The sequence below is a fragment of the Amycolatopsis sp. ATCC 39116 genome (assembly GCF_000231075.2).
GTDB classification, from domain to species: domain Bacteria; phylum Actinomycetota; class Actinomycetes; order Mycobacteriales; family Pseudonocardiaceae; genus Amycolatopsis_E; species Amycolatopsis_E tucumanensis.
This window is the reverse complement of sequence record NZ_AFWY03000001.1, coordinates 95,508-116,235: the sequence shown is the minus strand read 5'-3', so window position 1 is coordinate 116,235 and position 20,728 is coordinate 95,508. Positions and strand designations below refer to the sequence as shown.

The following is a 20,728-nucleotide window of genomic DNA, read 5'->3' as shown; positions in this document are numbered from 1 at the left end:
TGCGGGGCATACCACGAACGTGGTAGCCGCGTCAGGCCGACTGCCTGCGACGAGACGACGCGCACCGGTGGCGGTTCCCCGGATCGTGGACACCATGATCGAGCTACGGCAACTCACCAAGACATACGGCGGCAAGCGCGCCGTCGACGGCATCACCGCCACCATCCGCCCCGGCGTCGTCACCGGGTTCCTCGGCCCCAACGGGGCAGGCAAGTCCACCACCATGCGCATGATCGTCGGCCTCGACCGGCCCACCTCCGGTAGCGCGCTCGTCAACGGACACCCCTACGTCACGTCCCGCGCACCCCTCGCCGAGGTGGGCGCGCTGCTCGACGCGAAGGCGGTCGACGGCGGCCGCAGCGCCCGCAACCACCTGCTCGCCCTGGGCGCCACCGTCGGCATCGATGCTCGCCGCGTGGACGAGGTCCTCGCGTCGGTCGGCCTGACCGACGTCGCGCACAAGCCGGCGAAGTCGTTCTCCCTCGGGATGGGCCAGCGCCTCGGCATTGCCGCGGCACTGCTCGCCGACCCGGCCGTCCTGCTCCTCGACGAACCGGTCAACGGCCTCGACCTCGACGGCATCCAGTGGATCCGCGAACTGCTGGGCGAACTCGCCGCGGAGGGGCGCACCGTGCTGCTGTCCTCCCACCTGATGAGTGAGATGCAGCTGGTCGCCGACCACCTGCTGGTCATCGGTCAGGGCCGCATCCTTGCCGACACCTCGATCGCGAACTTCATCGAGGAGTCGCCCGGGGGCAACGCGGTGGTCGTGGTCTCCCCGGACGCGGGCGCGCTCGCGCCGCTGCTCGCCGGCGACGAGGTCACCCTGACCACCCGGGAGCCCGGCCGGTTCGAGGTCCGCGGCATGACCGCGGCCGACATCGGCGACATCGCCACCGCACACCGGCTCCGGATTCACGAACTGACGCCGGTCACCGCGTCACTGGAGTCCGCCTACCTCGAACTCACCCGCGACAGCGTGGAGTACGCCGCAACCGTCCAGCACAACACTCACGAGAAGGCGGCCTGATGACCACCACGCTCCCGTCACCCCGGCACGCTGCGGCGACCAGTCACACCCCCGCGCAACGCCAGACCCTGGGCCGGGCGATCCGGTCCGAACTGATCAAGATCCGCAGCCTGCGCAGCACCTGGATCGGCATGCTCTCGGTCGTGGTCGCCATGATCGGGTTCGGCGCGATCGCGGCGGCCGTGTCGAGCGGCTCGCTCGCCGCGCCCGGCGAGGACGCCGGCCCGTTCGGCGGTGGCGGACCCCTCACCACCGTCCTCACCGGCTCCACCTTCGCCGTCCTCCTGGTCGGTGTCCTGGCCAGCCTGGCCGGGGCGCGGGAGTACAGCTCACGGATGATCAGCGCGACCGTCGCGGCCGTGCCCCGGCGCTGGCAGGTCGTCGCCGCAAAGGCCGCCGCGCTCGCCGCCGTGGTGGTCCCCACCTCGGTGATCGCCGTCCTGGGTTCCTACGGGGCGGGAATGGGCATCCTCTCCGCCAATGGCGCTCCCACGGTGGCCCTGACCGACGACGGCGTCCTGACCTCGCTGATGGGTATGATCGGCTACATCACCGCGATCGCCCTGATCGGCCTGGGCACGGGGGTGCTGCTGCGCAGCGTCGCCGGCAGCATCGGCGTCGTGGTCGGCGGAGTCATGATCCTTCCGAACATCGCGGGCGCGCTGCTGCCCGACAGCTGGGACACCCTGCTGCGCTTCCTCCCCAGCTCCGCCGCCGCCTCGTTCACCGAGGTGCAGGCCGCCGGCAGCAGCACCCTCGGTCCGGGCGCGGGCGCCGCGGTTGTCACCGCGTGGGTCGTGGCCGCGCTGGGCGCCGCCACCATCACGATGCGGCGACGGGACGTGTGACCGACGAACCGCAGAGTCTCCCCGCGCGCGGGCCGGCGCGGAAGTGGCGAGCTCCGGCAAGACGGAGCCCGGCACGGAGCCTGCTGATGCCGTCGGGTCGAAGGTCGCGGGAGGTACCGGGATCAGCGCCGATCCCGAGGGATTGAACCCGCGATATCCGCGGGTTCACCCACCCTGCGGTCGGTCTGGGCCGACGACCGAGGATGAGCCGGCGTGAGGGTCATTTCTCGAGGTTCCGGACGGTCTGCCGCAGCAGCTCGATCAGCCGTGCTGGTGCGTCGTCAGGCAGGCCTTCGAACGCCGCCTCGTTGATGCTCCGGGCGATCGCTTCGACCTGCGGCAGGACTTCCTCGGCCGTCGGAGTGAGGCGTACGATCGCCCGGCGCTCGTCGGCCTTCGCCTGGACTCGGGTGATCAAACCGTCGCGCTCCATCCGGCGAAGGGTCAGCGCCATGGTCGGCTGCTGTATCGCCGACGCTTTCGCCAGTTCGCTCTGCGTCGCCTCGCCCATCGCGGAAAGGGTGAACAACGGGGGAAGGTAGGCCGGCTTGAGCCCGAGGGGGCGGAGAGCCGCGGCCATGCGGCGCTCGAACACCCGGGCACACCAGTTGATCATGAAGCCAGCCGAGTCGAAACGGTCGAATTCCATTGCTTCCTAACGGCTTCTCATCGGTGCCCGCCACTCGTACAGCTCACGATGCACTCGCGCGGCCGGTAGCCGATCGAGTGCGCGTACCACGATATCCGTGAGCCCGGCGGGACCGCAGAGGTACCACTCGGCGTCCTCTGGCTGACGCGCCACGAGGCGGCTCACAGCCTCGCTGTCCAGCCGTCCACCCAGCGCGCTGAACGCCGGTGTCAGCGTCAGCCACGGTTTCGTCGCGGCCGAAGTCGACAGTTCTTGCCAGCACGGTACGTCCGTGGCATCCCTTGCCGCGACGACCAACTCGACCTGCCCCTGCTGCATCCCGTTCGCGCTGCGCAACGAGGAAAGGAATGGGGTGATCCCCGCGCCACCAGCGATCCAGACCTGAGGCGCTGCGGTGCCGGCATTCACCGACGGCGTGAACGCACCGAACGGCCCGTCGACACGCACGCGGTCACCGACGGTGAGGCGGGTCTGGGCGTGGCGAGACCAGTCGCCGGACGGGCGGATCAGCACACGGAGGTCGTCGGCCCCCGCCGCGCTCGTCAGCGTGAAGGGATGCGTCTCGGCGTTCGCGGTCAGGAACATGAACTGGCCGGGACGGTGCCGGGCGATTCGCCGAGCCCCGTCCGGGTGCAGCACGATCTCGCGTCCCCGCTCTCGTCCCAGGGTTTCGACAACCGTGTAGGGGATGCCGCCACGCGCCTTGTCCCACACCCGGACCGCCAAGCTCGCGAGCCCTAGCAACGCGAACAGGATCAGCAGGCAACCCAGGGGAGTGGTCAAGGACAGCCACCTGCTCGCCGCGATGAGGATGTACGCCGTCCACACGAGGAATGCGGCCCCGGTGGCCAGGTGTACCCGCAGCCACCGGTCGTAGGGCACCTTCGTGTTGATCGACAGCGCGATCGAGGCGAGTAGCAGGAGTGTGCCGAGCGCACCGAGCACAGCAGCCACGCCGAGGCTGTTCAGAACGTTCTCGCCGTGCTCGACGGCCGACGCGATCGGGGTGATCACCAGGTGCAGTAGCAGCACACCGACGAGACCGGTGCCGATCACGCGATGAGCGACATACACGCGGTCGAGTGGACCCAGTAGCTTCTCCAGCACCGGTCGCCGGATCGCGAGGAACAGGTTCGCCGCCATCATCGCGTAGGCGATCGCGCCCGCGAGGAAGGCCAGGCCGGTCAGCCATCCCGACGTGGGGACGGCGAGAAACAGGACGCTTGCGGTCAGGCCGAGGGACAACCCGCCGAGTGCCACCAGGTTCCAGCGCACCTTGTCCGACATAGATAGCATGCTATGTAAAAGCGAGTGGTTCGTCCAACGCCGTCACTCGTCGTGGGCAGCCACCGCCCCCGGCATGCGGTTCCCGTGACGATCGCGGCGCCCTGTGAAGCGCCGGCTGCGCCCGTTGAATGCGGGGCGAGGGCTGGCGAACGACGCCCGGTTCCTGCCGTGATGGTCGTCACGAGCGCGGGCGTGATCATCCTCGTGGACGAACGGCTGCCGCTGCCCGCGCGTCGCACCGGGACGCAGCCGAGCTCGTCTCCGGACTGCTGCCCGCACTCGACGCGGTTCTGCGGGTGCGTGCTCCGGCCGCGCTGGTTGTGCAGGGCGGCACCACGACGGTCCTGGCCGGCACGCTCGCCGCGTTCTGGCGTGGCATCCCGGTCGTCCATCTCGAAGCGGGTCTGCGCACGAACGACCTCTCCGCCCCGTTCCCCGAGAAAGGGGGCCTGCGGATGGTCTCGCGGCTGGCGGCGCTGCATCTCGCCCCGACCGACGCCGCGGTCGTGGCACTGCGCGGCGAGGGTGTGGCGCCGGGCCGGATCGTCCTGACGGGCAACACCGTCGTGGATGCCGTGGAACACATCCCCGCCCGCGCGTGGCCGGCGAAGAACCGCGCCCTCGCGGAGATGGAGCTGAGGCTGCACGAGCAGGGGCGGCGGCTCGTGCTCGTGACCTCGCACCGCCGGGAGTCCTGGGGCAGCCCCTGCAGCAGGTGCTGTCCACTGTGGCCGAACTGGTGTCGCGGCACCCCGACGTCGAGGTCCTGTTCCCGGCGAACCAAAACCCCTCGGTGCGGCGTCACGTCGGGGCGGTCCTCGGCGGGGTGCCCCGCGTGACCGTCACTGCGCCGCTGGAGTACCCGGACCTGATCCGCGCCCTACGCCTGGCCACCGTCGTGCTCACCGACTCCGGCGGGATCCAGGAGGAGGCACTGAGTTTCGCGACGCCGGTCGTCGTGTTGCGGGACAAGACCGGGCGCCGCGAGGCAGTCGACAGCGGGCACGCCCGGCTCGTGGGCACCAACCCCGCCGCGATCCTCGGGGCCGTCGAAGACGTGTTGTCGGGGCGGTGGCGCCTGGCGGGGGCGGCCAACCCGTACGGGGACGGCAAGGCCGTGCTCCGATCCGTGGAAGCGATCGCCGAGCTGCTCGCGCTGCCCGCACACAGCGCCTTGCTCGGCGAGGCGGAACCCGTGCCCTGAGCCGTCCGCCCGCTTCGAGAACCGGGAGAACGGATGTGCGCCGACGATGATCCGCTCACTCCGTACCTCTCCGCGTGGCGCTCGGCCATCGACAGCGTGCCGTTCCCGGCCCCCGTCGAGGCGCCGCCGGCGACCATTGACCCGATCTCCGCCATCGGCGAGGATGACCACGCCATCGGACGGTGATTCCCACGGTCCCTCACCGGTGATGGCGCCCTTGGCGGGAGCCCTCTGGCCCGGTCGCGCGAGGGGGCTCCCGGCCGTGGCGCCCTTCCGGGGCCGCAGCGGGCCGAGGACGTGCCCGAGACGGCGCAGCCGGCCGGGCGCTTCGGCCCCGGGTGGCGATGGCGCGTTGGACGCGCGCGGTGCTGCCGGTGTCCTGGTCGACGACCGGCACGCGCGACAGCTTCCTGTGCGACCTCGACGAGCGCGGGCGCGCCGTGCTCGCCGAGGCCCGCCCCCGAACCGGGCCTCGGCCTCGCGATCGCCAACCCCGCCGCCGGCCCCACGGCATGGGGCCGGCGGCGGGGTTGGCTCCTACTCGATCCGGGCGATCACCGCGCCCTGCTTGACCACCTCTCCCTCCTCGACGAGCAGCCGCAGCACACCCGCGGCCGGGGCGGGCACCTCCACGTCCACCTTGTCGACCGCGACCTCCGCGATCAGGTCGCCCTCGCCGACCTGCTCGCCGTCGGCGGCGAACCACGTGGCGAGCACGCCCTCCGCGTCGGGCTCGTTGTCGGAGATGTGGGGGAAGGCGATATCGGTCATGCGCTCACCAGGCCGAGGACAGCCCGGCGGATCCGGTCCGGCGTCGGCAGCACGGCGTACTCCAGCGGGCGGGCGTAGGGGATCGGAACATCGGGCACCGCCACCCGGGCGGCCGGAGCGCGCAGCAGCCCCGGGTCGCGCTCGGCGACGCGCGCGATGACCTCCCCGGACAGCCCGAACGACAGGTAGTCCTCGTCGACGACGAGCAGCCTGCCAGTGCGGCCCACCGACTCCAGGACCGTGTCGGTGTCCAGCGGCACCACGCTGCGCAGGTCCACGACCTCGCAGTCGACTCCCTGCGGCGCGAGCTCCTCGGCCACGTCGAGTGCGTGGTGCACCGACAAGGACAGCGTCACGATGGTGACGTCGCTGCCCGGCCGCACGACGTTCGCCTTGCCGATCGGCACCACGTGGTCGCCCTCCGGCACCGGCCCGATCGACCGGCGGTTCTTGGCCATCCACGGCAGGCCCATCACGCCCTTGTGGAACAGGTACACCACCGGGTTGTCGTCGCGGATCGCGGCGGTCATCAGGCCCTTGGCGTCGGCGGGGTTGCTGGGCGCGACCACCTTCATCCCGGGCAGGTGCGCGAAGGTGCCCCACAGGCACTGCGAGTGCTGCGCGCCGTCCGAATAGCCGCCGCCCACCGCGGCGGTCAGCACCATCGGCACGGTGACGTTGCCGCCCGACTCGAAGTGGATCTTCGCCATGTGGTTGTAGATCTGGTCCATGCACACGCCGAAGAAGTCGACGAACATCAGCTCGACAACCGGCCGCATGCCCTCCACCGCGGCGCCGATGGCCGCGCCGATGAACGCGGTCTCCGAAATGGGCGTGTCCATCACGCGCCGCGGCCCGAACTTGTCGAGCAGGCCGGTGGTGGAGCTGAAGATGCCGCCGTAGGCGCCGACGTCCTCGCCGAGCACGAAGACGTCCTCGTCGCGCTCCATCTCCTGCGCGATGGCCTCGACCATGGCCTTGGCGGTGCTGAGCTTGCGTTGTACGGGTGCGGAGGACGATGCCGAGGCATCCGTGAGCGTCATTGCTTCTCCTCGTCGGTGGTGGGATCAGGCCTGCGCGAACACGAAGTCCAGCGCGGTGCCCGGGTCGGGCTCGGGGCTGCGCTTGGCGAACGCGACCGCGGCCTCGACGCGGTCGCGGGCCTGCGCGGCGATCGACGACACCGTGGCTTCGTCGAGCACGCCCGCGGCGAGCAGCTCCTTCTCGTAGGTGGGCAGCGGATCGCGGCCCGGCACACCCTCCAGATCGGACCGGTAGCCTTGCGCGTCGCCCTCGAAGTGCCCCCACAGGCGCAGCGTGTGCACCTCGATCAGGCTCGGCCCCTCGCCCGCACGCGCCCTCGCCACCGCCTCGCCCGCGACTTCGTGCACCGCCTCCACCGAGTTGTCCTCGACCCGGTGACCGGGAATGCCGTAACCGGCGGCACGCACGGCGTTCGACGTCACGCACGTCGAAGCGCTGCGCGGCACCGAGATGCCCCAGTCGTTGTCCTCCACCACGAACACCACCGGCAGCTGCCACAGCGCCGCCAGGTTGAGCGCTTCGTGGAACGCGCCCTGGTTCGCCGCGCCCTCACCGGTGACGGCGACCGCGACCCGGTCGGTGCCGCGCCGCTGGAACGCCAGCGCCTGCCCCACCGCGGGCGGATAACCCTCGGCGATGATGCCCGAGCACGAGAAGTGCGTCGCGGGGTCGAACAGGTGCATGTGCCCGCCACGGCCCCGGCCGAGACCGTCCACCCGGCCGAAGATCTCGGCCGTCATCTTCTCCAGGTCCACCCCGTGCGCGATGGCGAAGTGGTGCGGCCGGTGGGTGGCGGTGACCGCGTCGTCGGCGCTGAGGTGCGCGCACACCCCGGCGGCGACCGGTTCCTGCCCGGCGGAGAGGTGCATCTCGCCCGGGATGAGCCCGGCGCCGATGTCGAACACGGGTTTCTTGTCCGCGTGGTACTCGCGGAGGATCGTCTCCTCGTAGGTGCGGATCAGGACCATCATGCGGTACAGGCCCAGCCTGTCCTCCGGTTCCATGTGACCTCCCAATCGGTGTGGGAGTCACTGTCGCGGCGGGCGCGGGCCGCGGACAACGGTGCGGATTTCAGATGGTGATAAACACCGGTTTCCGCAGGTCAGGACAGCAGCGCGAAGGCACGGGACACCCGCCGCGACGCCCGCTCCAGGGACACCGGCTCCACCGCGGGCAGCCGGCGCGCCGGCAGCGAGATCGCCACCGCGCCGACCACCCCGGGCGCGCTCACCGGGGTGGCCAGGCAGGCCGTGCCCAGCAGGTACTCCTCGCGGTCGTTGAAGACCCCGCCGCCCTCGGCCAGCCGCTGCTCCAGCACCCGGGTGTCGGTGATGGTGTGCGGGGTGAGGTCGGCGAGCCGGTACCGCGAGAGGTGGTCGCGCCGCGCCTCGGGGTCCAGGCAGGACAGGATGCACTTGCCGAACGCGGTGGCGTGCGCCGCCTCCTGCACGCCCACCCACAGGTCCACCGCGGGCAGCTCGGGAGCGTCGACGATGTCGATCAGCTTGATCTCACCGCCGGAGTACAGCGACAGGTAGGCCGCGCCACGGACCTCGTCCCGCAGCGCGCGCAGCACCGGCCGGATCTTGGGCAGCAGCGCGTGCAGCGAGTTGTGCTTGCGCAGCGCGCCGACCTGCTCGCCGAGCACGTAGCCGTCATCGAGTTTGCGGAGATAACCCTCGTGCAGCAGGGTGCGCAGCAGGTGGTACGTCGTCGGCAGGGGGAGGCCGACACCGCGGGCCAGCGCCTTGGCCGTGACCGGCCGTTCACTCGCGCCGACCGCGTCGAGCAGGTGCAGTGCCCGCTGTACGGAGCCGATCAGTGTCGGTCCAGCAGCCATCCCGCTTCACCTCCGCCGCCCCGTTGCCGCGCACCCAGGATGCCCGGTGCCGCGCGCCACCGGCAAGGCACCAGGCCCGACCCGGTGACCCGCGGCGGCCGGCATGCTTACGTCGTGGAGACGGATTCCCGCCGCCCGTAGACAGCCGCGGCCCGGGAACCTACCGTCCGGAATCGTGACGGATGGGCCGTTGTCGATCCGGCTGCTCGGGCAGTTCCAGGTGCTTCGGGGTCACGCTCCGGCGCCGCTGGATTCCGCCCGCGCCGAATCGCTGCTGGCCTTCCTCCTGCTGCACCGGCACCAGCCGCAGCCGCGGCAGCGGGTGGCGTTCACGCTCTGGCCGGACTCCACCGAGGCGCAGGCGCTGACCAACCTGCGGCACGTCCTGCACACGCTGCGCCACGCGCTGCCCGGTCTCGACCGCCACCTCGAGGTGACTCCGCGGACGCTGACCTGGCGGCCGGACCCGCCCTACCGCCTCGACGTGGCCGAGTTCGAAGCCGCGCTCGATCGCGAGTCGTGGCGGGAAGCCGTGCAGGCCTACACCGGGGACCTGCTGGCCGGCCGCTCCGGGGACTGGGCGGACGCCGACCGGGACCGGCTGCGCCGCCGCTACCTCGGCGCTCTCGAGCGGCTGGTCGCCTCGGCTCAGCAGCGAGGCGACCTCGCGGAGGCCACGCGGCACGCCGAGCGGCTGCTGCGCGAGCAGCCGACCCACGAGGAGACCTACCAGCTGCTGATGCGCCTGCACGACGCCCGCGGCGACCGGGCCGGCGCGGTCCGCGTGTACCACGAGTGCGCGGCGACGCTGGAACGCGACCTCGGTGTGGAGCCCGCGGCCACTACCCGAGCGGTCTATGACGCCCTCCTCGCGCGCGACGACGCCGAGACCTCCACCCGCGTGGGCGGGACGCCGTTCATCGGCCGCTCCGCCGAGCGCGCGCAGCTGATCGCCGCGTGGCGGCAAGCCCGCACCAGGGCGCGGGTCGTGCTGCTCGCCGGGGAACCCGGAATCGGCAAAACCCGGCTGGCGGAGGAGTTCCGGGCCTGGTGCGGCCACCGCGGCGCCGTCACCGCACTGGCTCGCGCCTACCCCGGGGAAGGCGCGCTGGCGTACGGACCGGTCACCTCCTGGCTCCGCTCGGAACGCCTCAACCGGTCGCTGCGCGGCTTGCCCGCCCCTTACCTCACCGAACTCGCCCGGCTGCTGCCGGAACTGCTGACCACCGTGCCGCGCCCGCAACGGCTGCCCGAGAGCGAGCAGCGGCAGCGGCTCTACGACGCCGTGGCCCGCGCTCTGGCCGCACCGGGCGCCCCGGTGTCGCTCGTGGCCGACGACGTGCAGTGGTGGGATCGGGAGGCGCTGCAGCTCCTGCACTACCTGGTGCGGACCAGGCTGCCGGTGCCGGTGCTGGTCGTCGCCACCGCACGCCGCGAGGACATCGACGGCACGGCGCCGCTGCGCGACCTGCTCGGCTCCCTGCGAGCCGCCGAGACCCTGACCGAGATCGACCTGGACCGGCTCAGCCGGGCCGAGACCGCGGTGCTGGCCGAGCAGCTCGGCGGGAGCCGGCTCGCCGATGTCGACGCTCTCTACCAGCAAACCGAGGGCAACCCGCTCTTCGTCGTCGAGGCGGTGCGCGCGGGCGACGTGCTCACCCCGAAGGTCCAGGCGGTGATCCGGGCCCGCGTGGCGCAACTGTCCCACCCGGCCCGGGAACTGGTCGAGATCGCGGCCGCCGTCGGCCGGGAGTTCACCGCCGAGGTGCTCACGGCAGCCGGCGGACTCGGCGACGAACCGGTGGTCGGCGGGCTGGACGAGCTGTGGCGGCGGCGCATCATCCGCGAACACGGCACGACGGCCTACGACTTCAGCCACGACAAGATCCGCGAAGCGGTGTACAGCGCGCTGAGCCGGGTGCGGCGCCGCTACCTGCACGGGCGGATCGCGCACGCCCTCGAGAACGCCTACGCCCACGACCTGGACAGCGTCAGCGGAAGCCTCGCCCGGCACTACGAGGAGGCGGGACGGATCGAGCAGGCGGTGGACGCCTACGCCCGCGCCGCGGACGTGGCGCAGCAGCTGTACGCGCACGGCGAGTCCGCCCGGCTCCTGACCCGCGCCCTGGAGCTGGTGCGGACCCGGCCCGAGTCGGCGCCGCGGTGGCACCGGGAGCTGGAGCTGTGCACGGCGTTGCTCGCGCCGCTGGTCGCCGGCGAGGGCTACGCCTCGCCGCAGATCCACCAGACCCACCAGCGCGCGCTGGTGCTCACCCGAACCCTGCGTGCCGAGCCCTCGCCGCCACTGCTGCGGTCGCTGGGACTGGGCAGCCTGGCGCTCGGTGACTTCGCCGCGGCGCGGGAGTACGGCGCCGCGCTGCGCGAGCGCGGGCAGCGGGACGACGACGACATCCTGCGCGTCGAAGGGGAGTACCTGCTCGGCGTCACCGCGTTCTGGGCCGGTGAACTGACCGCCGCTCGCGACCACCTGGAACGGGCGGTGGCGACCTACCGCGACGAGAACCGCCGCGAGCACTTGCTCCGCTACGCGCAGGATCCCGCCGTGATCTGCCTGACCCGGCTGGCGCTGACGCACTGGTTCCTCGGCGACGAGCGGGCGGCGATCCGCGCCCGCGACCGCGGGCTGACACGGGCGGAGGAGATCGCGCACCCGTACAGCCTGGCCACCTCACTGCTCTTCGCCTCGCTGCTCGCGCTGGACATGGGGGACGTGCCGGCGATGCGGCAGTACGTGGCACGCGGGAAGGAGGTGCTGCGGCTGGTGAGCGGCGCGCAGGTCGAGGCGGCCATCGCGGCCCTGGACGGCTACCTCCGGGTGCTCGACGGCGAGACCACGGCGGGCATCGCGGAGATCGAACGGATCCTCGACAACACCCGGCAACGGGACCAAGCCGCGCCCGGGCTGCGGTCTGCCCTGCTGCGCGTCCTGCTGGCCGCCTGCGACGCGGCCGGCGACGGGGACACCGGGATGCGCGCGGCCGCGGAACTGTCCGCGCTCACCAACTCGGCGGTCTGGCGCCCGGAGGCGGAACGTCTCCGGGCGAAGTTCCTCGCCGCCGGGCACCCGGCGAACGCCTGACGGAACGCCCGCGGAACGCCCCCGGGGCGAGGCTGGTGGACGGACCCGTTCCCCAGGGAGGATGCCATGACCACCGAATACGACGCGATCGTCGTCGGCGCCCGGTGCGCCGGATCGCCGACCGCGATGCTGCTGGCCCGCCGCGGCTACCGGGTGCTGCTGGTCGACCGGGCCACCTTTCCCAGCGACACGCTGTCCACGCTGATCATCCAGCCGCCGGGGGTGGCCGCGCTGGCCCGCTGGGGGCTGCTCGACCGCGTGACCGCGACCGGCTGCCCGCCGCTGCGGACGTGGACGCTCGACTTCGGGGACGTCCGGCTGAGCGGGACGCCGCGCCCGGTGGAGGGCATCGGGACGGCGTACGCGCCGCGTCGCAGCGTGCTGGACAAGATCCTCCTCGACGCGGCCGCCGACGCCGGCGCCGAGGTCCGGCAACACTTCAATGTGGACGGACTGGTCGTGGCCGACGGCCGTGTGGCAGGGATCCGGGGCCACGGCGCGGATGGCCGCACGGTGACCGAGCGGGCCCGCGTCGTGATCGGCGCCGACGGCCGCACATCGCACGTCGCCAAGTGGGTGGGCGCGTGGCAGTACCACGACAAGCCCAGGTTGCAGTACGGCTACTACACGTTCTTCCGCGGCCTGCCGGTGGACGGCGTGGAGTTCGTCGTCCCGCCGGGCCGGGCGATGGGCGCGATCGCCACCAACGACGATCTCACGCTCGTCGTCTTCGGCCGGCCGGTCGCGGAGATGAAGGCGCTCAAGGCCGACCCCGAAGCCGCGTTCTGGGAGACGGCCGAGGCGGCGCCGGCCTTCGCCGAGCGGGTCCGCGCCGCGACCCGGGTCGAGCCGTTCGTCGGTGGCGGCGTATGGAACTACTTCCGCACCCCGTACGGCCCGGGCTGGGCACTGGTCGGCGATGCGGGCTACAACAAGGACCCGGTCGTCCCCAAGGGCATCAGCGACGCGTTCGCCAGCGCCGAACTCTGCGCCGCGGCGCTGGACGACTACTTCACCGGCCGCCGTCCGTATGCGGACGCGATGGCGGAGTACCAGCGAGTGCGCGACGAGCGCGGGCTGCCGATCTACGAGTTCGCCACCGCGATGGCGACGATGGAACCGCCACCGCCCGAGATGCGGCACCTGTTCGCCGCGATCGAGGGCAACCAGGACGCGATGGACGAGTTCGTGAGCGTCCCCGCGGGCACCATCTCGCCCGACGAGTTCTTCGCACCCGGCAACATCGCCCGCATCCTCAACGGAGCGGCTGTGGCCGGCTGACATGTGTGTATAGCGTGTGTATGGCGAGGTTGAACGTCTACGTGCCCGATGAGCTGGCCGAACGCGCCAGGGCCGCGGACCTGAACGTGTCCGCGCTGGTGCAGGCCGCGATCGCCGACGAGCTGCAACGCCGTGCCACCGACGCCTGGCTGGACGCCCTCCCGCCGCCGCGGCGAACAGTTTCACACCAGGTGGCTCTCGAGGCCTTGGACGGCGCCCGCGCTGAGCTGGCCGGTGCCGAGGATGAGTGACGCGCCGGCGGAAATCGCGGTCCTGGACGCGTCGGTGCTCGTGGACCTGCTGGCCGGCACCGACTACGCCCCCGCGGCGAGGAAACGCCTCGCCGGCACTGTCCTGCACGCGCCGGCGCACCTGGATGCCGAGGTCCTTGCCGCGCTGGGGCGGCTGGAGCGCGCCGGGAAGCTGTCCGCGTCTGAGGCCGACGCGGCGCTGAGTGCGCTGGCCACGATCCCGGTCACGCGCCATCCCGTTGTCGAACTCGCCGCCGGCGCCTGGGCACGCCGGTCTGATCTGCGCCTCGCTGATGCGCTCTACGTCGAACTCGCCGCGCGCCTGCACGCCCGGGTCCACACCACCGACCACCGCCTCGCGCGGGCGACCTCCCTCGCCGACGGGATCACCCAGTAGCCCGCGGCCGAGGGGCGCGGCGGATGGAACACCGGGGGAGCGGGCGCGCTCGGCACGTGTGGGCCCCCGGCGGGTGGGCGGATGTGCCAGCAGCGTCTCCTGAAACGAGCGGCCGGCGCTCGGCGACAACCTTCTCCACCACGCCGTGGCGGCGCGGGCTCAGATCCGCGCCGCGGTCACCAAACGGCTCAGGGCCGCCGCCGCCTCCCGCACGGCGGCGGCCCGTGCTTCGCCCTCGTCGCCGGTGAAGTCCTCGCTCCGGCCGCCCACGCTGAGCGTCGCCACCAGCGAGTCGTTCGCGCCCAGCACCGGCGCGGCCACCGCGGACACCCCGTCCAGGTAGTCGTCCCGGCTGAACGACACGCCCTCGGCCCGCACCTGGTCCAGGTAGGCCGCCAGCTCGTCGCGGTCCGAACGCGTCGTCGCGGTGAAGGCGGGCAGCGGGCCGTCGAGCACCCGGGCCTGCAGTTCCGGGTCGAACGCCGCCATCGCCACCGGCGCCGCCGCCGCGTGGTAGGGCAGCACCGCGCCGATCCCGATCGCGGCCAGCACCAGCGGCTTGCCGCCCTCCACCCGGTCGATGCACACCGCTCCCGCGTCGGCGGGCACCATCAGGAACGCGGTGTCCCCGAACCGCCGCGCCAGCTCCTCCAGCACCGGCCGCGCCGACTCGCGCAGGTCGAACTCGGCGAGCGCGGCCGCGCCGATGGTGAACACCGGCATCTGGATCCGGTAGGCCCCGGCGTGGTCGCGGTGCACCCAGCCGGCCTCGACGAACGAGCTCATCAGCCGGTGCACCGTGGGCTTGTTCAGCCCGCTCGCCGCGGTCAGCTCGGCCAACGTGATCACCGGCCGGTCCGGGCCGAACTGGCCGAGCAGCTGGCACGCCCGCAGGACCGCGGTGACGGTCTCCCGGGTCCCGTTGCCCTCGGGCACCGCTTCGGCCACCGGCACCTCCTCCATCGCCCGCCCGGTTCGCCCCAGGTTATCCACCGGCGGCGAAGCACGTCTTGACACGCCCTGCCCCTCTCGCGCACAGTTTCGGAACGCGTATCGCATCACGATACACAGAGAGGTGAGTTGTGGAACTGCGCGAGATGATCTCCGACCGTCTGGTGTTCGCCCCCGGTGTCTGGGACGGGCTGACCGCCCGCCTCGCCGAACAGGCGGGCTTCTCCGCGCTGTGCGCCTCGGGCTTCGCGATCTCCGCCGCGCTCGGCTACCCCGACGCGGAGCTGTACACGATGTCGGAGAACCTGACCGCCGTCCGGACCATCCGGGAAGCCAGCGGCCTGCCCCTGATCGCCGACATCGACACCGGCTACGGCAACGCCGTCAACGCCGCCCGCACCGCCCGCCGCTTCGCCGACGCCGGGGTCGCGGCCGTGTTCCTCGAAGACCAGCGCTCGCCCAAACGCTGCCCGCTCATCCCCGGCGCCGAGGTCGAGCTGACCGACCTCGCCGAGGCCGAGGGCAAGGTCCGCGCCGTCAAGGACGCCGCCGGTGACATGCTCGTCATCGCCCGCACCGACGCCAAGGGCGAGGAGGCCCTGCGCCGCGCCGAAGCCTACGTCCGCGCCGGCGCCGACCTGATCATGCCGGTCACCAAGACCTTCACCACCGTCGAGGAATGGGCGCGCTGCCACGAAACCGTCGGCGTCCCGCTGATGGCCACCCTCACCGCCTCCGCGTGGACCGAACGCGAATTCACGCCAAAGGTCATGGAACAGATCGGGGTGCGCATCGCGCTGCTGCCGACCCAGGTCCTGATGGCCGTCACCGGCGCCGCGCAAGCCACGCTGCGCCGGCTCGCCGCGGGGGAGCCGCCCGCCGAGGTGAGCGCGGATGCGTTGCCACACCACGACTTCGTCGCCCTCATCGGCATGGACGAGATCGAGCGCCAGCAGCACAAGTACCTGCCGGCGGCGGTCTGACATGGGCCACACGATCGCCGAAAAGATCCTCGCCCGGGCGGCCGGGCGCGACAGCGTCCGCGCGGGGGATAGCCTGCCGGTGCGCCCCGACTACATGATCGCCTACGACTTCCCCGGCTACACCGACGTCATGTTCCGCCAGATGCACGACGACTTCGGCATCCGCGAGCTGGACGAGCCCGGTCGCTACGTCGTGTTCATCGACCACATGCTCACCAAGGGCAACGACAAGGAACAGCAGGTCCACCAGGTGACCCGCGACTGGTGCGAGTTCTACGGCATCGAGCTGCACGAGGCGCGCGGCATCGGCCACCAGGTCATGGCCGAACTCGGCTACGCCCTGCCCGGCAACTTCCTCATCCACTTCGACGGCCACATCTCCGGCGCGGGCGCGTTCGGCGCGCTCGGCTGGGGCGTGCGCCGCGACCTGCTGGAAGCGTGGGTGTCCGGGCAGATCTTCCTCGACGTGCCCGCCACCACCCGCTTCGAGCTGACCGGCGAATTCGCGCCCGGCGTGGACAGCCGGGACCTGGTGCACCAGATCATCGCCGACCACGGCGCCGACGGCTGCGCCCACCAGGTCATGGAGTACGCCGGGCCGGGCGCGCGGGCGATGTCCATCGACCGCAGGCAGGGCCTGTGCGGCATGGCGATGTTCACCGGCGCGGTGTCGGCGGTGTTCGAACCGGACGACGCGGCGCTGGCCTACGCGCGCCGGGTCGCCCGCACCGAATTCACCCCGCAACAGCCCGACGCCGACGCCGACTACGCCGCCGTGCACTCCTACGACCTGTCGCAGGTGCGCCCCCGGGTCGTGCTGCCCGGTTCGGCCCGCGCCGCCAACACCCGCGACGCCGCCGAACTCGCCGGCACCCCGGTGACCAAGGCGTTCATCGGATCCTGTGCCAGCGGCCGGATCGAGGACATCCGCGCCGCCGCACTGGTTCTCGACGGGCGGCAGGTGGCGCCCGGCGTCGAGCTGAACGTGGTCCCGACCTCCGAGGCGGTGCACCGCCAGGCCGAGGAGGAAGGCCTGTTCGACGTGCTGCGCGCCGCCGGGGCGAAGATCGCCCGGTCCAGTTGCGACTTCTGCTTCGGCTACCAGAAACCGTTGCAGGACGGCGAGAACTGCATCTCCACCGGGGTGCTCAACATCTCCGGCCGGATGGGCAGCACGCAGGCCAACATCTACCTGGGCTCGGCCTTCACCGTCGCCGCGAGCGCGGTCGCGGGCGCCATCAGCTCCGCCGAGGAGGTGGGACGCTCGTGAGCGCCGCGCGGGACTACCCGCCCCCGCCGGACGACATCCGCGGCCGGGTCGCCTGGGTCTTCGGCGACGACTTCGACATCGACCTGGTCATCGGCGTCGAGAACATCAAGTCCTACGACGCGGACTTCCTGCGGGGCAAGGTGATGCGGGCCTACGACCCCGGGTTCGCCGACCGCGTCCGGCCCGGCGACGTCATCGTCGGCGGCCGCAACTTCGGCTACGGCCACCCGCACTACCCGCCGATGGTCGCGCTGCGCGACCTCGGCATCGCCGCCGTGATCGCCGAATCGTTCTCCCCGGGGTTCTGGCGCGGCGAGACCTACAACGGCGTCCCGCTGATCACCGTGCCCGGCATCGCCGCCGCCGTCACGACCGGCGACGCCATCGCGCTGGACTGGCGCGCGGCCACCGTGGACCTCGGTGACGGCCGCGTCCTGCACGGCACCCCGCCCAGCCCGCGGGTCGTCCGCGTCATCGAAGCGGGCGGATCGCTCAAGCTGCTGCTCGCCGAACACGCCCGGACCTGAGAACCGCCCCACCGCTCAACGAGGAGCCGACATGGCCGAAACCACCGCCCGCGCGGGCACCTCCGTCCCGACCCGCACCCCGTCCGCGCGCCGCGCCGCGATCGCCGGTGGTGTGGGCACCCTGATCGAGTACTACGACTTGAGCGTCTACGCCTTCCTCGCGGTCACCCTCGGGCCGCTGTTCTTCCCCAGCGACCAGCCCGCCGTGTCGGTGCTGCTGACCCTGGCCGTATTCGGATCGGCCTACGTGATGCGCCCGCTGGGCGGCTGGTTCTTCGGCAGGCTCGGCGACCGCCGCGGACGGCGGCACGCGCTCGTCGTCACCGTCGTGACGATGGGCGTGTTCTCCGGCGTGCTGGGGATCCTGCCCAGCTACGCCTCGGCCGGGGTGATCGCGCCGGTGCTGCTGGTGCTCGTCCGGCTCGCGCAGGGCTTCTCGGCAGGCGGCGAGATCGGCGGCGCCGCGACCTACGTGGCCGAGTCCGCGCCGCCGGGCAAGCGCGGCCTGTTCGGCTCGCTCACCCCGGTCGGCTCCACGCTCGGGTTCTCCGTCGCCGCCGCGGTCGTCGGGCTGATGACCGCGGTGACCACCACCGAGCAGATGTCCGCGTGGGGCTGGCGCGTGCCGTTCCTGATCTCGCTGCCGCTGGCCGTGATCTGCCTGTGGGTGCGGGTGCGGCTGGAGGACACCGCCGAGTTCGAGGAGATGGCGCATCGGGCCGAGGTCGTGCGCAGCCCGCTGCTCGCGGTGGTCAAGGAAAAGCCGCTGTCGGTGCTGCGCGTCATCGGCATCGCGATCGCCATGAACGGCACCGGCTACATCGGGCTCACCTACTTCTCCACCTACCTGATCCAGACGCAGGGGTTCGGCAAGCAGGCCGTGTACTGGGCGTCGGCGATCGGGATCGCGCTCGCGTGCGCCACCTACCCGCTCGCCGGGATGCTCACCGACCGCTTCGGGCGCAAACCCGTGCTCATCACCGCCTACGTCGCCTACCTGGTGCTGGCCTGGCCCGCGTTCGCGCTGCTCGGCGCCACCTCCAGCATCGTGGTCGTCACCGCGATCTACGTGGTGTACATGGCGGTCAACGGGCTCGCGCAGGTGCCGGCGTTCCCGCAGTTCACCGAGCTGTTCCCGCGCCGCATCCGCTACACCGGAGTGGCGCTGGGCTTCAACGTCGGCACGATCATCGCCGGCGGCTCGGCCCCCTACGTCGCGGCGCAGCTCGTGGAGAGCACCGGCAACCCGATGTCGCCCGCGTTCTGGGTGCTCGGCGTGGCGGTGGTCGGCCTGATCACGGTGCTGACCCTGCGCGAGACCGGTCGCGACCGGCTGCCGGTCTGATGATCATCCGCAGTCCGTTCCCGGACATCGACATCCCGGACGTCACGCTCACCGAGCTGCTGTTCTCCGGCGAACCGTCCGCCGCGCCCGCCCTGATCGACCCCGAGGGGCGGGTGACGACCCGGCGGCAGCTGGACGAGTCGGTCCGCCGGATCGCCGCCGGACTGCACGCCCACGGCATCGGCCGGGGCTCGGTGGTCGGGCTGTTCGCGCCCAACTCGCCGGACTGGGTCGCCGCGTTCCACGGCATCCTGCGCGCCAACGCGATCGTGACCAGCGCGAACGTGTTGTACACCGCCGATGAACTGGCGCACCAGCTGGCCGATTCCGGCGCCTGCCTGCTGGTCACCACCGCGGACCTGCTCGACGTGGCCGAGGCGGCCGCGGCGAAGGCCGGCATCGAGGAGGTGCTGACGCTGGACGACGCGCCGGGGCGCCGGCGCCTCGACGCGCTGCCCGGCGGGGAGCCGCCGCCGCTGGTGACCGGGCCCGGCGACGTCGCGGTGCTGCCGTACTCCTCCGGCACGACCGGCCGCGCCACGGGTGTCGTGCTGACGCATCGGAACCTGGTGGCCAACGTGCTGCAGTTCTCCCGCATGGGCCGCACCGCGCCCTCGACGGTGCTGCTGGCAGTGCTGCCGTTGTTCCACATCTACGGGATGACCGTGCTGATGAACCACGCGCTGCACCAGCGGTTCCCGCTGGTCACGATGCCGCGGTTCGACCTGGCCGGCATGCTCCGGCTGATCGAGCGGCACCGCGTCACCAAGCTCTACATCGCGCCGCCCACCGCGGTGCTGCTGGCGAAGAGCCCGCTCGTCGACGGGGCCGATCTGTCCAGTGTGGAGCTGGTGTTCAGCGGCGCGGCGCCGCTGGACGGCGACCTGGCGCGGGCGGTCGCGAAACGGCTGGACTGCAAGATCCTGCAGGGCTACGGGATGACCGAGATGTCGCCGGTGTCGCACGCCATTCCCGAGGACCGCCCGGACACCGACCCGGCGAGCGTCGGGTACGCGCTGCCCAACGTCGAATGCCGGCTCGTCGACTCCGCCGGGCGGGACGCCGACCGGGGCGAGCTGTGGGTGCGCGGACCGAACGTGATGACCGGCTACCTGAACAACCCGGCGGCGACGGCGGCCACCCTCGACGCCGACGGCTGGTTGCACACCGGCGACATCGCGACTGTGACGGGAGACGGCGTGTTCACCATCGTCGACCGCGTCAAGGAGCTGATCAAGTACAAGGGCTACCAGGTGCCGCCCGCCGAGCTGGAGGCGCTGCTGCTGACCCACGAGGGAATCGACGACGCCGCGGTGGTCGGCGTGCCGGACGAGGAGGGGGAGGAGATCCCGAAGGCGTTCGTGGTCCGCCGCCCCGGCGCCCGGCTGGACGCCGCGGAGGTCATGAGCTACGTCGCGGCGCGGGTGTCACCGCACAAGAAGGTGCGGCGCGTCGAATTTCTCGACGCCATCCCGAAATCCGCGTCCGGCAAGATCCTGCGAGCGGTCCTGCGGCGCCGGCCGGCAGTGCAACAGGTGCCTTCGGGCACTCAGCCCGGACCGCCGGGATGGGCGAGGTCGTAGGCGCGGGAGACCTTCTGCGGCACCACCATGCGCCACGCGTCCACGACGAGCTCGCGGGCCTCGGCCGGCTCCAGCGCGGCGAGCACGGCGCGGACCCAGTTGAACCGCATGTCCGACTGGGCGGGCAGCCGGAACTTCTCCGGTTCACCGGCGACGAGCGCGGCGCGTTCCTCCTTCGGGAACGCGAACTCCATCACCGTCTCGTCGGCGGAGAAGGCGACGTAGACGATCTGCCCGACGCGGAACTTCAGCCGGCCGCGCACGTAGACCGGATACGAGCGCTCGAGCTCCGTGCCGAGCGCGCGAACGTCGTCGAGCACCGCCATGACGCACCTCCCCAGCCGGAAACCGGCCATCGTAGTGTCCT

20 protein-coding genes and 1 pseudogene are annotated in these 20,728 nt (G+C 72.0%); 13 read left to right on the top strand and 8 right to left on the bottom strand.

The genetic code is table 11. From position 1 onward, the window contains the following. Nucleotides 1-94 precede the first annotated feature (94 nt). Entirely contained in the window at nucleotides 95-1,030 is a 936-nt protein-coding gene (locus AMY39116_RS0300645; protein WP_039791082.1) for an ABC transporter ATP-binding protein, read from the top strand. Continuing rightward, on the top strand, nucleotides 1,030-1,878 hold the full coding sequence (locus AMY39116_RS0300640; protein WP_020415773.1) for an ABC transporter permease: 849 nt from the start codon (nucleotides 1,030-1,032) through the stop codon (nucleotides 1,876-1,878). Before AMY39116_RS0300645 ends, AMY39116_RS0300640 begins: the two co-directional genes overlap by 1 nt. Before the next feature lie 220 nt (nucleotides 1,879-2,098). On the opposite strand, the gene AMY39116_RS41835 is transcribed toward AMY39116_RS0300640, so the two are convergent. Continuing rightward, the gene (locus tag AMY39116_RS41835; protein ID WP_020415772.1) at nucleotides 2,099-2,527 is read right to left on the bottom strand and encodes a MarR family winged helix-turn-helix transcriptional regulator; all 429 of its coding nucleotides are present in this window, start codon (nucleotides 2,525-2,527) and stop codon (nucleotides 2,099-2,101) included. Nucleotides 2,528-2,533: 6 nt separating this feature from the next. Beyond that, nucleotides 2,534-3,814 (bottom strand): ferric reductase-like transmembrane domain-containing protein, encoded by a 1,281-nt coding sequence (locus AMY39116_RS0300630; protein WP_020415771.1) that lies wholly within the window; start codon nucleotides 3,812-3,814, stop codon nucleotides 2,534-2,536. 128 nt (nucleotides 3,815-3,942) lie between these two features. Between AMY39116_RS0300630 and wecB the strand changes: the two are divergent. Next, a pseudogene (wecB, locus tag AMY39116_RS45135) lies at nucleotides 3,943-5,018 on the top strand (non-hydrolyzing UDP-N-acetylglucosamine 2-epimerase). Between the two features lie 33 nt (nucleotides 5,019-5,051). Continuing rightward, nucleotides 5,052-5,204, top strand: a complete 153-nt coding sequence (locus AMY39116_RS45900) for a hypothetical protein (RefSeq protein WP_020415770.1) — start codon at nucleotides 5,052-5,054, stop codon at nucleotides 5,202-5,204. Between the two features lie 351 nt (nucleotides 5,205-5,555). Here the strand turns inward: AMY39116_RS45900 and AMY39116_RS0300615 are convergent, their stop codons facing one another. From AMY39116_RS0300615 to AMY39116_RS0300600, 4 genes are all read right to left on the bottom strand, one after another. Continuing rightward, nucleotides 5,556-5,789 carry a biotin/lipoyl-containing protein gene (locus AMY39116_RS0300615; protein WP_020415769.1) on the bottom strand — a complete coding sequence of 78 codons (234 nt, stop codon included), beginning with the start codon at nucleotides 5,787-5,789 and terminating at the stop codon, nucleotides 5,556-5,558. Next, nucleotides 5,786-6,832, bottom strand: a complete 1,047-nt coding sequence (locus AMY39116_RS0300610; protein ID WP_020415768.1) for an alpha-ketoacid dehydrogenase subunit beta — start codon at nucleotides 6,830-6,832, stop codon at nucleotides 5,786-5,788. The genes AMY39116_RS0300615 and AMY39116_RS0300610 overlap by 4 nt, the downstream gene beginning before the upstream one ends. A 24-nt stretch (nucleotides 6,833-6,856) precedes the next feature. Beyond that, nucleotides 6,857-7,837, bottom strand: a complete 981-nt coding sequence (locus AMY39116_RS0300605; RefSeq protein WP_020415767.1) for a thiamine pyrophosphate-dependent dehydrogenase E1 component subunit alpha — start codon at nucleotides 7,835-7,837, stop codon at nucleotides 6,857-6,859. A 98-nt stretch (nucleotides 7,838-7,935) separates the two neighbouring features. Then, nucleotides 7,936-8,673 carry an IclR family transcriptional regulator gene (locus AMY39116_RS0300600; protein WP_020415766.1) on the bottom strand — a complete coding sequence of 246 codons (738 nt, stop codon included), beginning with the start codon at nucleotides 8,671-8,673 and terminating at the stop codon, nucleotides 7,936-7,938. A 175-nt stretch (nucleotides 8,674-8,848) separates the two neighbouring features. On the opposite strand from AMY39116_RS0300600, the gene AMY39116_RS41825 reads away from it, so the two are divergent. The 4 genes from AMY39116_RS41825 (at nucleotide 8,849) to AMY39116_RS0300580 (ending at nucleotide 13,702) form a co-directional block, all read left to right on the top strand. Continuing rightward, nucleotides 8,849-11,773, top strand: coding sequence for an AAA family ATPase (locus AMY39116_RS41825; protein ID WP_157358335.1), 2,925 nt, complete (start codon nucleotides 8,849-8,851; stop codon nucleotides 11,771-11,773). A gap of 66 nt (nucleotides 11,774-11,839) precedes the next feature. After that, nucleotides 11,840-13,054 carry an NAD(P)/FAD-dependent oxidoreductase gene (locus tag AMY39116_RS0300590; protein ID WP_020415764.1) on the top strand — a complete coding sequence of 405 codons (1,215 nt, stop codon included), beginning with the start codon at nucleotides 11,840-11,842 and terminating at the stop codon, nucleotides 13,052-13,054. Nucleotides 13,055-13,074: 20 nt separating this feature from the next. Beyond that, nucleotides 13,075-13,305, top strand: coding sequence for a type II toxin-antitoxin system CcdA family antitoxin (locus AMY39116_RS0300585; protein WP_051123464.1), 231 nt, complete (start codon nucleotides 13,075-13,077; stop codon nucleotides 13,303-13,305). Further along, entirely contained in the window at nucleotides 13,298-13,702 is a 405-nt protein-coding gene (locus tag AMY39116_RS0300580) for a type II toxin-antitoxin system VapC family toxin (RefSeq protein ID WP_020415762.1), read from the top strand. The genes AMY39116_RS0300585 and AMY39116_RS0300580 overlap by 8 nt, the downstream gene beginning before the upstream one ends. A gap of 159 nt (nucleotides 13,703-13,861) precedes the next feature. Here the strand turns inward: AMY39116_RS0300580 and AMY39116_RS0300575 are convergent, their stop codons facing one another. Continuing rightward, entirely contained in the window at nucleotides 13,862-14,650 is a 789-nt protein-coding gene (locus AMY39116_RS0300575) for an IclR family transcriptional regulator (protein ID WP_039791079.1), read from the bottom strand. A gap of 134 nt (nucleotides 14,651-14,784) precedes the next feature. Between AMY39116_RS0300575 and AMY39116_RS0300570 the strand changes: the two genes are divergently transcribed. The 5 genes from AMY39116_RS0300570 to AMY39116_RS0300550 are packed head-to-tail and all read left to right on the top strand — an operon-like array spanning nucleotide 14,785 to nucleotide 20,361. Continuing rightward, nucleotides 14,785-15,636: an oxaloacetate decarboxylase gene (locus AMY39116_RS0300570; protein WP_020415760.1), complete on the top strand. Its 852-nt coding sequence runs from the start codon at nucleotides 14,785-14,787 to the stop codon at nucleotides 15,634-15,636. Between the two features lies 1 nt (nucleotide 15,637). Next, the gene (locus tag AMY39116_RS0300565) at nucleotides 15,638-16,906 is read left to right on the top strand and encodes an aconitase family protein (protein WP_020415759.1); all 1,269 of its coding nucleotides are present in this window, start codon (nucleotides 15,638-15,640) and stop codon (nucleotides 16,904-16,906) included. Next, entirely contained in the window at nucleotides 16,903-17,433 is a 531-nt protein-coding gene (locus tag AMY39116_RS0300560) for a 3-isopropylmalate dehydratase (RefSeq protein ID WP_020415758.1), read from the top strand. Before AMY39116_RS0300565 ends, AMY39116_RS0300560 begins: the two co-directional genes overlap by 4 nt. 31 nt (nucleotides 17,434-17,464) lie before the next feature. Then, nucleotides 17,465-18,778 (top strand): MFS transporter, encoded by a 1,314-nt coding sequence (locus AMY39116_RS0300555; protein WP_020415757.1) that lies wholly within the window; start codon nucleotides 17,465-17,467, stop codon nucleotides 18,776-18,778. Next, nucleotides 18,778-20,361: an AMP-binding protein gene (locus AMY39116_RS0300550; protein ID WP_020415756.1), complete on the top strand. Its 1,584-nt coding sequence runs from the start codon at nucleotides 18,778-18,780 to the stop codon at nucleotides 20,359-20,361. The genes AMY39116_RS0300555 and AMY39116_RS0300550 overlap by 1 nt, the downstream gene beginning before the upstream one ends. On the opposite strand, the gene AMY39116_RS0300545 is transcribed toward AMY39116_RS0300550, so the two are convergent. Beyond that, nucleotides 20,328-20,687, bottom strand: coding sequence for an MmcQ/YjbR family DNA-binding protein (locus tag AMY39116_RS0300545; RefSeq protein ID WP_020415755.1), 360 nt, complete (start codon nucleotides 20,685-20,687; stop codon nucleotides 20,328-20,330). The genes AMY39116_RS0300550 and AMY39116_RS0300545 overlap by 34 nt on opposite strands. Nucleotides 20,688-20,728 lie beyond the last annotated feature (41 nt).

Bases quoted from the DNA above. Each gene is read 5' to 3' on its own strand.
- AMY39116_RS0300645 (WP_039791082.1), top strand. From the start codon at position 95: ATGATCGAGCTACGGCAACTCACCAAGACATACGGCGGCAAGCGCGCC.
- AMY39116_RS0300640 (WP_020415773.1), top strand. From the start codon at position 1,030: ATGACCACCACGCTCCCGTCACCCCGGCACGCTGCGGCGACCAGTCAC.
- AMY39116_RS41835 (WP_020415772.1), bottom strand. From the start codon at position 2,527: ATGGAATTCGACCGTTTCGACTCGGCTGGCTTCATGATCAACTGGTGT.
- AMY39116_RS0300630 (WP_020415771.1), bottom strand. From the start codon at position 3,814: ATGTCGGACAAGGTGCGCTGGAACCTGGTGGCACTCGGCGGGTTGTCC.
- AMY39116_RS45900 (WP_020415770.1), top strand. From the start codon at position 5,052: ATGTGCGCCGACGATGATCCGCTCACTCCGTACCTCTCCGCGTGGCGC.
- AMY39116_RS0300615 (WP_020415769.1), bottom strand. From the start codon at position 5,789: ATGACCGATATCGCCTTCCCCCACATCTCCGACAACGAGCCCGACGCG.
- AMY39116_RS0300610 (WP_020415768.1), bottom strand. From the start codon at position 6,832: ATGACGCTCACGGATGCCTCGGCATCGTCCTCCGCACCCGTACAACGC.
- AMY39116_RS0300605 (WP_020415767.1), bottom strand. From the start codon at position 7,837: ATGGAACCGGAGGACAGGCTGGGCCTGTACCGCATGATGGTCCTGATC.
- AMY39116_RS0300600 (WP_020415766.1), bottom strand. From the start codon at position 8,673: ATGGCTGCTGGACCGACACTGATCGGCTCCGTACAGCGGGCACTGCAC.
- AMY39116_RS0300590 (WP_020415764.1), top strand. From the start codon at position 11,840: ATGACCACCGAATACGACGCGATCGTCGTCGGCGCCCGGTGCGCCGGA.
- AMY39116_RS0300585 (WP_051123464.1), top strand. From the start codon at position 13,075: ATGGCGAGGTTGAACGTCTACGTGCCCGATGAGCTGGCCGAACGCGCC.
- AMY39116_RS0300580 (WP_020415762.1), top strand. From the start codon at position 13,298: ATGAGTGACGCGCCGGCGGAAATCGCGGTCCTGGACGCGTCGGTGCTC.
- AMY39116_RS0300565 (WP_020415759.1), top strand. From the start codon at position 15,638: ATGGGCCACACGATCGCCGAAAAGATCCTCGCCCGGGCGGCCGGGCGC.
- AMY39116_RS0300555 (WP_020415757.1), top strand. From the start codon at position 17,465: ATGGCCGAAACCACCGCCCGCGCGGGCACCTCCGTCCCGACCCGCACC.
- AMY39116_RS0300550 (WP_020415756.1), top strand. From the start codon at position 18,778: ATGATCATCCGCAGTCCGTTCCCGGACATCGACATCCCGGACGTCACG.
- AMY39116_RS0300545 (WP_020415755.1), bottom strand. From the start codon at position 20,687: ATGGCGGTGCTCGACGACGTTCGCGCGCTCGGCACGGAGCTCGAGCGC.